This window comes from Kribbella sp. NPDC050470 (assembly GCF_044458365.1).
GTDB lineage: Bacteria > Actinomycetota > Actinomycetes > Propionibacteriales > Kribbellaceae > Kribbella.
In genome coordinates, this window is the sequence record NZ_JBITHV010000003.1 from 310,469 (window position 1) to 324,434 (window position 13,966).

The following is a 13,966-nucleotide window of genomic DNA, read 5'->3' on the forward strand; positions in this document are numbered from 1 at the left end:
ACTTACTCCGCCAACCGGTGCAGCCGAGCCGCCACGGCAGGCAGGCGGTGATCGGTCGGTGGGAGCACGATCAGCAGAGTCTCGAAGATCTCCAGGTCCTCGGCGCCGGTCGGTGTCTGGGCGAAGCGCCAGAGCAGGTCGGCGTCGCCGGAGTCGAGGACTGCACGGCGGAGGGTGGCGTCGAGCTCGTCGCGTTCGGCGCGGAGGGCCGGGGCGTCGGAGCGTGCGAGCAGCGCGCCGGGGTAGAGCTCGAGGGCGCTGCTCAGGTCGCCGGCGCGGAGAGCGTTCTGTACGTCGGTGATGTCGCCGGAGACGTCGGCGATGATCCGGTACGGCTTGGTGTCCAGGACGCCGCCGCCGAGCAGGTTCCGCAGCCGGTGCATCTCGGCGCGGACCGTGGTCGGGTTGCCCTCGTCGCCGTACAGCTGGAGCATCAGCTGCTCGGCGGTGAGGCCGGCCGGGTGCAGCAGAAGCAGGGCGAGTACTTCGGCTCGTCGTAGCGTCAGCGCGATCTCACGGTCGCCGACGACCGCGATCGGCTGGCCGGCGCCGAGGAGCTTGAGCCGCAACGACGGCCGCGACCGGCGGACCGGCGTGCCGGGGAGGCGTAGCAGGAAGCCTTCGTCGAGTTGCTCGATCACGCCTTCGCGACCGTCGCCGAGGTCGATCCGGTCCGCGCCGTCGGGAACGTCGAGCCGGTCGGGCAACCACTCGAGCGGCTGGACCGCGAGCACGCGACCGGTCGGGGTCAGCAATGCGCCGGGCTCGTCGCCCAATGCGTTCAGGTGCCGCATGTTGCGGGCCCGGAGGAGTTCGTCGGCCGCGGCCATCCGGACGCGGAGCTGTCCTTCGGCCAGCTGGGCGGCGGCAGTGACCAGGGCAACCATCGCCGGGTGGACGGTGCGCAACGGGCCCGACACGTCGACGGCGCCGAGCAGCTTGCCGGTGTCGGGGTCGTGCACCGGAGCGGCGGCACAGGTCCATTCGTGGATCCGGCGAACCAGGTGCTCGGCCGAGTGGATCTGCACCGGCTGCCCGACGGCGAGCGCCGTACCCATGCCGTTGGTGCCGATCTGGTCCTCCGACCACACCGCGCCTTCGGACAACGCGATCCGGTCGGCCTGGCGCCGTACGTCGGCCGCGCCCTCGCGCCACAGGATCATGCCGCGGGCGTCGGTGATGATCATGATGTGCGACGCCTCGTCGGCGATCGACGTCAGCGTCTGGCGGAGCACCGGCAGGACGGCGCTCAGCGGGTGGTTCGCGCGCAGGCCTTCGAGCAGGTCCGCGTCGACGACCACCGGCGGCGCGTCCCGCTCGGGGTCGACCGCGGCGGCGAGAGACCGCTCCCACGAGGCGGCGACCAGTGGGCGTGGTGCGCCGGGCACGCGGCCGCCGCCGAGCACCTCGTCGTACAGCCTGCTCAACCGGCGTGCCTGCTCCGGTGCGTCCATCCAGCCTCACTCCGGGTTGCAACGTCCGTGCAACGTAGCGCCACCTACGTTCGATCCACCGTCAGGTTCCGACGACGTTGAAGGAGGACCGATGACGATTTTCGCAGCTCCCGGGTCGGATGGCAGCCCGGTCGCGTACAAATCGCGCTACGAGCACTACATCGGCGGCGAATGGGTGCCGCCGGTCAAGGGCGGATACTTCGAGAATCCGACTCCCGTCACCGGTGAGGTGTTCACCGAGATCGCCCGCGGTACGGCGGACGACGTCGAGCGAGCCCTCGACGCCGCCCACGGTGCCGCACCGGGATGGGGCCGGACCTCGCCGGCCGAACGGGCCACCATCCTGAACAAGATCGCCGACCGGATCGAGGCCAACCTCGAGGCGCTCGCGGTCGCCGAGACCTGGGACAACGGCAAGGCGGTGCGGGAGACGCTGGCCGCCGACCTGCCGCTGGCGGTCGACCACTTCCGCTACTTCGCCGGTGCGCTGCGGGCCCAGGAGGGCTCGGTCTCGGTCATCGACGACGACACCATCGCGTACCACTTCCACGAGCCGCTCGGCGTGGTCGGGCAGATCATCCCGTGGAACTTCCCGATCCTGATGGCGACCTGGAAGCTGGCGCCCGCGCTGGCCGCCGGCAACGCCGTCGTACTGAAGCCGGCCGAGCAGACCCCGGCGTCGATCCACGTGCTGCTCGAGCTGATCCACGACCTGCTGCCACCCGGTGTGCTCAACGTGGTCAACGGATTCGGCGTCGAGGCCGGCAAACCGCTTGCCTCAAGCAACAGAGTTGCCAAGGTCGCGTTCACTGGTGAGACCACGACCGGCCGGCTGATCATGCAGTACGCGTCGGAGAACATCATCCCGGTCACGCTCGAGCTCGGCGGCAAGAGCCCGAACATCTTCTTCGAGGACGTCGCGTCCTCGCGGGACGACTTCTACGACAAGGCGCTGGAGGGCTTCACGCTGTTCGCGCTGAACCAGGGCGAGGTCTGCACCTGCCCGTCCCGGGCGCTGATCCAGTCCTCGATCTACGACGGCTTCCTGGCCGACGCGGTCGGCCGGACCCAGGCGATCAAGCAGGGCCACCCGCTCGACACCGACACGATGATGGGCGCGCAGGCCAGCAACGACCAGTTCGAGAAGATCCTCGCCTACATCGAGATCGGCAAGCAGGAGGGCGCCCGGGTCGTCACCGGCGGCGGCCGCGCCGAGCTCGGCGGCGACCTGGCCGGCGGGTACTACATCCAGCCGACCGTGTTCGAGGGCGACAACAAGATGCGGATCTTCCAGGAGGAGATCTTCGGGCCGGTCGTCGCGGTGACGAAGTTCGACGACTACGCCGACGCGATGAAGATCGCCAACGACACGCTCTACGGCCTGGGCGCCGGGGTCTGGTCGCGCGACATCAACACCGCGTACCGGGCGGGCCGCGAGATCCAGGCCGGCCGGGTCTGGACGAACTGCTACCACGCCTACCCGGCGCACGCGGCCTTCGGCGGCTACAAGAGCTCGGGCATCGGACGCGAGAACCACAAGATGATGCTCGACCACTACCAGCAGACCAAGAACCTGCTGGTCAGCTACAGCCCCAGCAAGCTGGGGTTCTTCTGACCATGGCGGTCGCGAAGGTGCTGCTCACCGACGAGGCGGCGGACCTGCTCCGCCGTCTCACCGGGATGCACGGTCCGCTGATGTTCCACCAGTCCGGTGGGTGCTGCGACGGCAGCTCGCCGATGTGCTACCCGGACGGGGAATTCCGCACGGGGTCGGCGGACGTGCATCTCGGCGACCTGGTGGTGACCGGACTGGACCGGCCGGTCCCGTTCTGGATGTCCGCGGCCCAGTACGAGTACTGGAAGCACACCCAGCTCACCGTCGACGTCGTGAAGGGCCGCGGCAGCGGCTTCTCGGTGGAGGCCCCCGAAGGCGTCCGCTTCCTGATCCGCTCCCGCCTCTTCACCGACCAGGAGTTCGCAGCCCTAGGACTCCCCTGAGCGAGTGCCGCCCGTCCGCTGGCGTTGCCGGCCGGCCGGCACTCTTCAGTTCCCGAGTACGGCGTCGTAGATGTCCGAGCTCCCGAGGTCTGGCCCGGCCGCCTTCAACCGCAGGATGGTGAGGCGTTTGTCGGATGGGGCGTCTCGGAGTCGGAGGGCGTCGGGGACGTGGGGGCGGTCGACGACGTGTAGCCAGAAGGTGAGGTCGATCTTCCAGGTGGGGGTGTGGAGGACGGCGTAGAAGCGTTCGTCGGTGATGGCTGGGGTCGGGCGGCGGTCGGCGCGTTCGTCGTGGAAGTCGACGCTGCGGAGGTCGACTCGTTGGGCCAGGGTTGCCAGGCCTTCCAGGACCGTGGCAGCGGTGGCGTCGGGGGCGTCGAACATGACGTCGAGGTCGCGTACGACCATCAGGCCGGACAGGGCACTTCCGATGACCACTGGCTGCCAGGGAAAGGCAGTCTCGAGTTGCAGTTGGGCCGTGAGTTGCCGGGCCTCGTCCTGGAGAGACTGTGCGCGTTCGAGCAGCGACATGTGTCGACGGTAGAGGTCAGGTTCTGGGGATCACCAACGGTTTTCCGGGGGCGACGACGGTTTCGGCGGCCGGCAGGGCGGTGCCGTCGACGTGGACTGTGACCACGGTCAGGTGGCCGGCGTGGCAGGTCAGGGTGAGGGACTCGGGGGTGCTGGTGGCGACGCCCCAGCCGGTGCCGGCCACGAAGGGGAGTTGCCAGGTGTCGGCGGAGCGGGCGACGTCGAGTGGGGCGAAGGTGAGGGCGCCGGACAGGGCGTCGTACCGGAAGCCGGCGAGGGCTTCGAGGACGGTCCAGCCGGCGGCGTTGCGGATGTAGTGGTCGCCGCACTCGATCGGGTTGAAGGGGTTGCGGCGGCTGCCGTCGTAGCGGTTCCAGAGGCCCTGGAGGATCTGGAAGCCCTCGTCGACGAGGCCTTCGTACAGGCAGTGGGCGGCGACCTGGTACTCGGATCCGGTCCACACCTCGTCGCAGTACCGGGTCGGGACGTCCGGGCGGCCGCCGTACGGCCAGGTGCACATGAGGAGGCCGGTGTCGTTGCCGTCGGCAAAGACGCGGTAGGGGTGGTCGAAGCCCTCGAAGTTCGTGCGGAGGTTGTGCCGGACCACGTTGCGCAGGGCGGTCTTCACGTGATCCGCGGGCAGGACGTAGCCCAGGTCGAGTTGGTGCGCCCACCACTGGCCGACCAGTTGGTCGGCGAGACAGCCGTCGCCCCACTGGAAGTCCGGCTTCTCGTCCTGTGCGAGCACCTGCTTGTAGTACTCGCCGGTGAACAGGAGGTCGTCGTATGCCTTGCTGCCTGCTTCGAAGAGCGTGCGGTAGCCCTTGCCGTCCGCACCCAGCAGTTGGGCCATCTCCTCGGCGGCGCGGAGTGCAGCGAGCCAGAGCGAGCCCATGAAGGTGTTGACGCCGCACAGGTCGATGTCGTGCGTGCTGGGCTGGATGCCGCGCAGTACGCCGGTCCCCGCTGGGTCCCACTTGGTGCGGATGTGGGTGAGCAGTCGCTCGACGTTCGGCCACCGCTCGGCGAGCCAGTCGAGTCCTGCGCCCTGCCGTACCTCTCTGTAGGTCTTGAGGATGTTGCCGAGCATGCCGTCGAGCGCCGGCTCCTCCGGGCCGCCGATCACCTCGTCCCACAGTTGCCGGTGGTACGTCGGCGCGATCACCCGGTGTGGGATGTAGCCCTCGGGCGCCTGCATCACGTCGTACTCCGTGTCGCGCATGTTCCGTTCGAGCGCGGGGAAGAGACGGGCCAGGGTCTGCTCGTAGTTCCACACATGGGTGCAGTTGAGTGGGCAGGAGCCGCCGTACCGGCCGCCCCACATTCCGGTGGACGCACCGAGCACTCCCTCGAAGCCGAACACAGTGCCGTCGTCGGTCTGGAAGACAGTCGGGCTTCGTACGTCGGCAACCAGTGCAGCGAGTCGTGGTCCGGCCTCACCGGGCAGCGTGCTGTCCTCGAACGCGTCTGCCCAGGATGTGGTGCGTACCTCGAGCTCAGCCCACTGGGTGATGAAGGAGTCGGCCACTGCAACGGCATCGGGCGTACGGCGGGTATACGCATTGCCGAGCCAGAAGCGGCTGTGGCCGTAGTCGCGTTTCGGGCCGAACTGCTGAAAGTCGACATATCGGTTCGGAAAGTGCCAGGCGATCAGGAACCGCACCTGGGTGGTCTCGCCCGGCTGCAGGCGGAACGGCGTGGCCAGCCCGCCGTTCCAGGTTGTCCCGGGGGCACTCGGACCGTCGGCGGGGAACGGTCGGCGGGTCGGGCGACCGGCCAGGAAGGTGATGAACTGCTCCGGCGTCGACCACTGGGGATAGGTCAAGGCATCACTGTTCTCGGTCGAGAACACCAGTTGCCCGGCGCCCGGGTGATCCGAACTGAGAACAGTGTTCTCCAAGACGAGCGCTGTCCACTCTCCGGAACGCCGTACTCGGTTCGTGTTGCCGCCGTATAAGGAGCACGAGACGCCATCGATCGGAGTCACCCCGTCCCAGCCCACCGAGTTCTGCAAGGCGCCGCCGAGCAGACCGTGCACGGCGAAGTCGCCGCGGTTGTGCAACGTGAAGGTGAACGCCGCGACCGGCAATGAGCTCGCAGCCGAATCAGCAGGCACCAGCGGGTTGAACACCTCCATGCTTACGTCCAAAGGCAGGTCAGTCGCATAGTCGACCCGCGCCCGCGGATACACCGCTGACACCGTCGCCTCACCAACAGGCCGCAGCAGCCCGTGCAACCGCCGCTCACCAGCCGGTACGACGTCATCAGTCACCAGCGGCGTGTTCGTCGGCTCCCGCAGCGGCCCTTGCAGCAAACGGATCTCGTCGATCGGCGGCTCCACCTGCGACACCCGGAGCGCGAAGAAGCTGTCCGGCACATGGGCCTCGTGGTTGCCGATGTTGTGCAACTGCCACTGCCGCAACGCGCCGTTGCCGGCCAGCGCCACGGTCCCGGTCCCCAGACCTCCCAACGGCAGCGCGAAGTGCGTCAGCTTGTCACCGGTGTAGTGCATGATTCTCCGTCCAGGTACCGGCCGAGGCGAACAACGCCACCGGCCCAGGGGCGAGCAACAACAGCGATGCAGTGACCGACGTACCGAGCAGCAGCGCGACGAAGGCCAACGCCAGCACGCCGAGTGGGACCAACGGCGCACGTGCGACCAGGTGAAGCGCGGTCAGCCACAGTGTCTTGCCACGCAGGCCCGCCGTCACGCGCAGACTGAACGCGTAGCAGGACGCCAGCAAGGCAAGCACGGTCGCACAACCGCTGACAGCCAACGGGACCGCGAAGACCGGACCGCTGTAGACGGCCTGATTGAGCAGAGCCAGCGCACCGAACACGGCAGGTACGGCGGCCACCTCAACGCCCGCGAGACCGCATCTCCTCAGGTTGCGAAGCAGCAACCACACACCACCGCGGCCATCTCGCACGGCTGAGTCAGCAGTAGCCATCACAGCTGCCCAGACCGGTCCGACCACGAGCGCACCGAGTAGCACGCTGACCGGCGACACACCCGGCATCAACAGCACGACGAGTCCGGACGCCGTACACACGAGGACTCCGGCGGCTGCGAGCAGCGGCGACTCGTGCCACATGGCCCGCAAGGCGGCAGGGAGGTAGTCGGTCATGCACGCAGCCCGGTGGTCGCGATCGACGCGATGAACGACCGCTGGAAGATCAGGAACAGCACGAGGATCGGCAGCACCACCAGCGTGATCGCCGCGAACAGCACCACGGCCGGACCGCCACCCATTGCCCCCTGCAACGACACCAGCCCGACCGGCAGGGTCATCTTCTCCGGCGACGACAGGAAGATGTACGGCCAGAAGAAGTTGTTCCAGGACGCCTCGAAGACGAAGATGCCGAGCGCGGTCAGCCCCGGCCGGGCCAGCGGCAGGATCACCCGGAACAGGATCCAGAAGTGCCCGGCGCCGTCCATGATCGCAGCCTCGTCCAGCTCCCGCGGGATCGACGCGATGTACTGCCGCAGGAAGAAGATGCCGAACACGTTCACCAGCGCCGGCAGCCAGATCGCCACCGAGGTGTCGACCAGGTGCAGCCACCGCATCAGGATGAAGATCGGCACCACGGTCAGCTGCACCGGTACGACGAGCGCCGCCAGCAGCACCGAGAAGATCTGGTCCCGTCCCGGGAAGCGCAACCGGGAGAAGGCGTACGCCGCCAGCGCACTGGTCAGCAGAGACCCGACGGTGGTGATGACCGCGATCTGCAAGCTGTTCCAGGCCATCTGCGCGAACGGGATCAGGTCCGGCACCTGCTGGAAGTTCTCCAGCGTCGGTGGTCGCGGGATCCACCGCGGCGGCAGCTGGAACGCGTCGATCGGCTCGGACAGCGCGTTCACGATCAGCCACACCAGCGGCGCGATCATCAGCAGCCCGGCGAGCACCAGCACGAGGTCGATCAGTTTGCCCTTCACTGGTGCACCCACCGGCGGCTGAGCCGGAACTGCAAGCCGGTCACGATCATGATCACCACGAACAGCACCAGCGAGAGGGCGGCGGCGTACCCGACCTCGAAGGACTGGAAGCCCTTCTCGTAGGTGTACATCACGATGCTCCGGGTCGCGCCGTCCGGCCCGCCCTGCGTCATGATCACCATCGGGTCGAAGATCTGGAACGCGCCGATGAACGTGATCACGGTGGCGAAGAAGATCGTCGGCGACATCACCGGCATCGTGACGCTCCAGAACCGCCACCACGCGTTCGCGCCGTCGACCCGAGCGGCCTCGTGCAGCTGGGCCGGCACCGTCTGCAGGCCGGCCAGCAGGATGATGAACGTGTAGCCGATCGTGTGCCACCAGTCGACCGCGATCAGCGTCGGCAACGCCCAGGTCGGCGAGGCCAGCCAGTTCGTGGTCGCCGACAGGTAGTGGTTGACCAGGCCGAACGTCGGATCCAGGACGTACTTCCAGATCAGCGCGACCGCGGCCCACGAGACCAGGAACGGGAAGAAGAACGCGGTCCGGACGAAGTACTTCGTGCCGCGCGTCATGGTCCGGTGCACGCCGAGCGCGAGCAGCATGCCGAAGCCGATGTGCGTCACCACCGACGAGATCGCGAACACGAAGGTGTTGATCACCGCGCGGATGGTGTCCCCGTCGGTCACGAGTTGCCGGAAGTTGTCCAGCCCGGCGAACTCCGGCCTACTCAGCAGGTCCCAGTGGAACAGGCTCAGCCCGAACGCGGCGACCAGGGGAGCGGCGACGAAGACCAGGAAGAGCAGGACGGCAGGGCTGATGAAGAGATAACCGGGCAGCCAGTCCCGCCGTTGTGGTTTCAAACCAACGGCCTGAGCGCCGGCGGCCGCACGGTGGCGATCGTCGATGCCTACGGCTACCCGAACCTGGAACGCGACCTCGGCGTCTACCGCTCCCAGTTCGGCCTGTCCGCGTGTACGACGGCCAACGGCTGCCTGCGAATCATCAACCAGACCGGCGGTACGTCGCTGCCGCGGTTCAACGCGGGCTGGGCCGGCGAACAGGCCCTGGACGTCGACGCGGTCTCGGCGGCCGCACCTGATGCGAAGATCGTCGTCGTCCAGGCCGACTCGGCCAGCTTCGCCGATCTCGGCACTGCGGTCGTGACCGCGTCAAAGCAGCCCGGCGTGGTCGCGATCTCGAACAGCTACGGCGGTGGCGACGCGTCCGACGCGACATACGGCAGCTACTACAACCACCCTGGTATCGCCGTGACCGCATCGACCGGTGACGACGGCTACCAGGGCGGCAGCTACCCGGCTTCGTCGTCGTACACGACTGCCGTCGGAGGTACGTCGCTTGTTGCGGCCAGCAACAGTCGTGGCTGGAGCGAGACCGTGTGGGACGGCGCCGGCTCGGGCTGCTCGTCGTACAACACGGCGTTGAGTGCGGCCGCGAGCTTCGGCACCGGCTGCTCGAAGCGGGCGATGGCCGACGTGTCCGCAGCCGCTGACCCGGCCAAGGGCGGCATGGCGATCTACTACCCGACCAGCAAGACGGCGTCGACCTGGGCGCAGTTCGGCGGCACCAGTGAGGCAGCGCCGATCATCGCCGCGGTCTACGCGCTGTCCGGCAACACCAGCGGCTACGCGAACGCACTGCCGTACGCGCACCCGGGCTCGCTGTTCGACGTGACCAGCGGCAGCAACGGGACCTGCCCGACCACCCAGTGGTGCACCGCGCGCACCGGCTGGGACGGCCCGACCGGCCTCGGCACCCCGAACGCAGCCGGCGCCTTCTGAGCGAACGGGCGGACCCTGCCACGCCCAGGGTCCGCCCGTTCTGGGGGTAGGTCCAGGTCCACCCCTCGAGTGGAGGTGACGCTCCTGATCCCCGGCGCTGCAGTGCCGAGGATCGATGCATGACCACGACCACCGCGCGGCCGGACGCCGTACCGACTCTTCCTGGCACGCCGCGACGGCTGCACCGACCGTTGCTCTGGGCGTCGATCGGGCTCGCCGCGACCACCCTGGTCGCGATCGGCGGCGCCCTGTTCGACGACCGGATCCTGCTCGGTCATCCGATCTGGATGAAGCCGCTGAAGTTCGCGATCAGCCTGGGGATCTACTGCGTCACGCTGGCGTGGATGCTGTCGCTGCAGACCAAGGCCCGGCGGCTCGGCTGGTGGATGGGCACGGTCGTGGCCGTCGGCGTCGCGGCCGAGATGGTCCTCATCGCCGGGCAGGTCGTGGTTCGCGGCCGGCAGTTGCACTTCAACATGTCAACGCCGACCGACCAGTTGATCCACAACATCATGGCGACCACGATCTACCTGGTCTGGGCCGCCGTACTGGTGATCGCGATCCAGTTGCTGTTCGACAAGCCCGGTGACCGGGCGCTGCGCTGGAGCATCCGGCTGGCCCTGGGTACGACGCTCGGCGGCATGCTGCTCGGGAACCTGATGTTCCGGATCACTCCGGCGCAGGAAAGAGAAGCTGCCGCGGCAGGCAAGCATCTGCACCTCGGGTCGCACTCCGTGGGTGTCGAGGACGGCGGCGCCGGGCTGCCGATCACCGGCTGGAGCACGCAGGCCGGTGACCTGAGGATCGGTCACTTCCTCGGTGTGCACGCGCTGCAGGCGATCCCGCTGGTTGCCCTCGGCCTCGTTCTGCTCGCCCGGCGGTACCCGATCCTGCGGCCCGAGGGTCCGCGGACCGCGCTTGTCTTCGTCGGCGCCGCGTCGTACGCAGGGCTGATCTGGCTGGTCACCTGGCAGGCGCAGCGCGGTGAGTCGATCGTGCATCCGAGCGGCCCGACACTCGCGGCCGGAGCTTCGTGGCTGGGTGCAACCATTCTGCTGTCGCTCCTAGTACTGTTCCGGGCACGAAGGACATCCCTCGTCTCCACGCCGTTCCGGTGATTTTCCTTCCTCGGGAACCTCTCTGCGGCCTAGGGTCGCCCGCGGACGGATCGTGCAGGGCGATCCGCGCACCCAACTCCATGGAGCGTTGCTGTGACCACATCACGCAGAGGGCGGGGGCTCCTGGCAGCCACCGCTGTCTCCGCAGCCACTGTGTTGGTCGTGACCGCCGCCGGCGGCGCCACGGCCGCGCAGACGGCCGGCCCGGAGCAGGGCCCGGCGGCCCAGCCCGGAAAGGCCCATAGCAAGGACCAGAAGGGCTACTACGACGCCCGGATCCCGAGCGCGAAGACGACGTACGCGCGGGCCGCCAAGGTGGCCGGCAAGGAGTCGGCCGCCTCGGAGAAGTTCCGCAACTCGCTCGGCTCCCAGGGCGTCGTCGAGGTGGACCCGAACACCGGCACCCCGGCCCAGGTGACGAAGCTGGACGGCTTCCTGACCGGCCGGAGCGCCAAGAAGGCCCGGGACATCGCGCTGAACTACGTGAAGGCGCACCCCGAGGTCTTCAAGCTGTCCGAGGCCGACCTGGGCACGCTGAAGCTGCGCAAGGACTACATCGACGACCTCGGCACCCACCACGTGTTCTGGTCCCAGGTGGTCGACGGCGTCGAGGTGTTCGGCAACGGCCTGAAGGCCAACGTCACCAAGAACGGCCAGCTCATCTCGGTCATGGGCGCCCCGGTGGCGGGCCTGACCTCGCAGGCCCAGGGCCGGTCCGCCGCGGCCGCGCCGAGCCTGACCGCGGCCGAGGCTCGCACCGCCGCGGCCAAGGACGTCGGTGGTACGGCGAAGCCGGCGACCGCCAAGGCATCTGGCGCGGACACCAAGTGGAGCAACGGCGACACCGCCAAGCTGGTGTGGTTCCACACCGCCGACGGCCTGCGCAAGGGCTGGATGACGTACACCAACACCGGCGGCACCAAGATCTTCACGCACGTGATCGACGCCCAGACCGGCGGCCTGCTGTACCGCCGGAACCTGTCCAGCGACGGCCTCGGCGACGCCCTCGTGGTGGACAACTACCCGGGCGCCGCGAAGGGCGGCACGCAGCGGGTCGAGAACCTGGTCTACAACAAGTGGCTGCCGAAGAACGCCAAGACCCTGCTCGAAGGCACCTCGGTGGCCGCCTTCGCGGACCTGAACGACGACAACCAGCCGAACGCCGGTGAGACCGTCAAGGTGCCCGGTACCAAGACCACCGCCGAGTTCAAGCTGGTGTCGTTCCCGAACGCCGCGTCGTCCTGCTCCACGTCGTACATCTGCACCTGGGACCCGGCCAAGCCGGACTCCTGGAAGACGAACATGAACCAGGACGTCACCAACGGGTTCTACCTGGCCAGCAACTTCCACGACTGGCTGGCCAAGCCGCCGATCAGCTTCACCCCGGCGGCCGGCTCGTTCGACGCCGCGGGCGGTGACCCGGTGCTGCTGAACGCCCTCGACGGCGCGGCCACCGGCGCCGACGGCGGACCGGACGCCGACCACGCCAACAACGCGAACATGAGCACCCCGCCGGACGGCACCCCGCCGACCATGCAGATGTACCTGTTCAAGGGCGGGTTCGTGCCGACCAGCTCGTCGAGCTCGGCGGACATCCTGTACCACGAGTACACCCACGGCCTGTCGAACCGCCTGGTAGTCGATGCCACCGGCAACTCGACGCTGAACAGCATCCAGGGCGGCTCGATGGGCGAGGCCTGGAGCGACTTCTACGCGCTCGACTACCTGGTCTCGCACGGCCTGGAGAAGGACACCACCGCGCCGGGCGAGGTGCTCGAGGGCAAGTACGTCACCAACGGCGGCTCGATCCGCACCCAGGCGATGGACTGCCGGGTCAAGTCCGTCAGCCCGAACTGCGTCCAGCCGGACGGCTCGAAGGGCGGCTACACGTACGGCGACTTCCCGACCATCGGCGGGTCGCCGGAGGTGCACGCGTCCGGTGAGGTCTGGGCACAGACGCTGTGGGACCTGCGGGAGCGGTTCGGCCGCGGCTACGCGGTCAGCCTGATCACCCGGGCGATGGAGCTGTCGCCGGCCGACCCGACCATGCTCGACATGCGGAACGCGATCGTGCAGGCCGACCTGGTCGCCAGCGGCGGCAAGAACGCCGACGTCATCTGGACCGTGTTCGCCAACCGCGGCATGGGCTGGTACGCCGGTGTCGTCGACGGCGGCGACGCGTACCCGGCGGAGGACTTCCACAAGCCGCCGACGGGTGCGACCACGACCCTGACCGGGACCGTGACCGACAAGGACACCGGTGCTCCGGTGGCCGGTGCACTCGTCTACATCGGTGGTCACGCCTCCGGCTACGCGGGTGACTACTCCAGCGTCACGGACGCGGCCGGCAAGTACACCATCACCAACGTTGCCCCGGGCACCTACCCGAAGGTCGTCGTGGCCGGCCCCGGCTACGAGCTGATCGTCCAGAAGGTGACCGTGAAGGCGGGCGGCAAGGCCGACTTCGCGCCGCGCCGCAACTGGGCGGCCACCTCCGGCGGCGGTTCGGTGACGGACTTCAACGGCCCGGACTACAGCGACTACGGCTGCGGCCCGGGCGGTGCGATCGACAATGCCCAGGGCACCGGCTGGGGCAGTACCACCGGCGACGACAACGGCACGCCGACCGGCGTGATGGTGCCGAAGCACGTGGACATCAAGCTGCCGGAGAAGGTCGACATCAGCGCGTTCAACGTCGACCCGTCGAACACCTGCGGTGACCCGGAGGATGCAGCCACCGGCCAGTACCGGATCGAGACCTCGGCCGACGGCACCACCTGGGCGACCGCTCAGGAGGGCACGTTCACCGCGGCCAACGTGGGCATGTACAACCTGCTCACCCCGAGCGGCAACGCGACCGACGTCCAGTACGTGCGGGTCTGGCTGCTCAGCCCGCAGGTCCCGGACTTCGCCAGGAACTGCCCGGCAGGCGGCTACGCCGGCTGCCAGTTCACCGACCTGACCGAGATCCAGGTCTTCGGCACGAAGTAGCCTGCGTCCCCCCGCGAAGGCCGGCCGAGCATCCCACTCGGCCGGCCTTCCGTCGTTCGATGGTCGACCTACGCGGAGCACGCGTGGGTTGGCTCTTCCCCGGAGCACGCGGGGGCTGGGCACACTCCATGCACA

11 protein-coding genes are annotated in these 13,966 nt (G+C 68.5%); 5 read left to right on the forward strand and 6 right to left on the reverse strand.

Annotation, left to right across the window (positions count from 1 at the left end; genetic code table 11):
- Positions 1 to 2: 2 nt before the first annotated feature.
- Positions 3 to 1,454: a GAF domain-containing protein gene (locus ACIBGM_RS09965; protein ID WP_360514580.1), complete on the reverse strand. Its 1,452-nt coding sequence runs from the start codon at positions 1,452 to 1,454 to the stop codon at positions 3 to 5.
- Positions 1,455 to 1,545: 91 nt separating this feature from the next.
- Between ACIBGM_RS09965 and adh the strand changes: the two genes are divergently transcribed.
- Together adh and ACIBGM_RS09975 are read left to right on the forward strand one after the other, a co-directional pair.
- Complete coding sequence (gene adh, locus ACIBGM_RS09970) at positions 1,546 to 3,069, forward strand: aldehyde dehydrogenase (protein ID WP_360514583.1); 1,524 nt, start codon at positions 1,546 to 1,548, stop codon at positions 3,067 to 3,069.
- Positions 3,070 to 3,071: 2 nt separating this feature from the next.
- Complete coding sequence (locus ACIBGM_RS09975) at positions 3,072 to 3,452, forward strand: DUF779 domain-containing protein (protein ID WP_360514586.1); 381 nt, start codon at positions 3,072 to 3,074, stop codon at positions 3,450 to 3,452.
- Positions 3,453 to 3,497: 45 nt separating this feature from the next.
- On the opposite strand, the gene ACIBGM_RS09980 is transcribed toward ACIBGM_RS09975, so the two are convergent.
- The 5 genes from ACIBGM_RS09980 to ACIBGM_RS10000 are packed head-to-tail and all read right to left on the reverse strand — an operon-like array spanning position 3,498 to position 8,783.
- Positions 3,498 to 3,983, reverse strand: coding sequence for a hypothetical protein (locus ACIBGM_RS09980; RefSeq protein WP_360514589.1), 486 nt, complete (start codon positions 3,981 to 3,983; stop codon positions 3,498 to 3,500).
- A gap of 16 nt (positions 3,984 to 3,999) precedes the next feature.
- Entirely contained in the window at positions 4,000 to 6,495 is a 2,496-nt protein-coding gene (locus tag ACIBGM_RS09985) for a GH116 family glycosyl-hydrolase (RefSeq protein WP_360514592.1), read from the reverse strand.
- Positions 6,479 to 7,111: a hypothetical protein gene (locus ACIBGM_RS09990; protein WP_360514595.1), complete on the reverse strand. Its 633-nt coding sequence runs from the start codon at positions 7,109 to 7,111 to the stop codon at positions 6,479 to 6,481. Before ACIBGM_RS09990 ends, ACIBGM_RS09985 begins: the two co-directional genes overlap by 17 nt.
- A complete protein-coding gene (locus tag ACIBGM_RS09995) occupies positions 7,108 to 7,920 on the reverse strand; it encodes a carbohydrate ABC transporter permease (protein WP_360514598.1) in 813 nt (270 codons plus the stop codon). The genes ACIBGM_RS09990 and ACIBGM_RS09995 overlap by 4 nt, the downstream gene beginning before the upstream one ends.
- Positions 7,917 to 8,783, reverse strand: a complete 867-nt coding sequence (locus ACIBGM_RS10000) for a sugar ABC transporter permease (RefSeq protein WP_360514601.1) — start codon at positions 8,781 to 8,783, stop codon at positions 7,917 to 7,919. Before ACIBGM_RS10000 ends, ACIBGM_RS09995 begins: the two co-directional genes overlap by 4 nt.
- On the opposite strand from ACIBGM_RS10000, the gene ACIBGM_RS10005 reads away from it, so the two are divergent.
- The 3 genes from ACIBGM_RS10005 to ACIBGM_RS10015 all read left to right on the forward strand — a co-directional run bounded on the left by ACIBGM_RS10005 (position 8,772) and on the right by ACIBGM_RS10015 (position 13,831).
- On the forward strand, positions 8,772 to 9,722 hold the full coding sequence (locus tag ACIBGM_RS10005; protein WP_360514604.1) for a hypothetical protein: 951 nt from the start codon (positions 8,772 to 8,774) through the stop codon (positions 9,720 to 9,722). The two genes, ACIBGM_RS10000 and ACIBGM_RS10005, sit on opposite strands and share 12 nt — an antisense overlap.
- Positions 9,723 to 9,841: 119 nt before the next feature.
- Positions 9,842 to 10,840 (forward strand): hypothetical protein, encoded by a 999-nt coding sequence (locus tag ACIBGM_RS10010; RefSeq protein WP_360514607.1) that lies wholly within the window; start codon positions 9,842 to 9,844, stop codon positions 10,838 to 10,840.
- Between the two features lie 162 nt (positions 10,841 to 11,002).
- Positions 11,003 to 13,831, forward strand: a complete 2,829-nt coding sequence (locus tag ACIBGM_RS10015; RefSeq protein ID WP_396385116.1) for a M36 family metallopeptidase — start codon at positions 11,003 to 11,005, stop codon at positions 13,829 to 13,831.
- Positions 13,832 to 13,966: the final 135 nt, after the last annotated feature.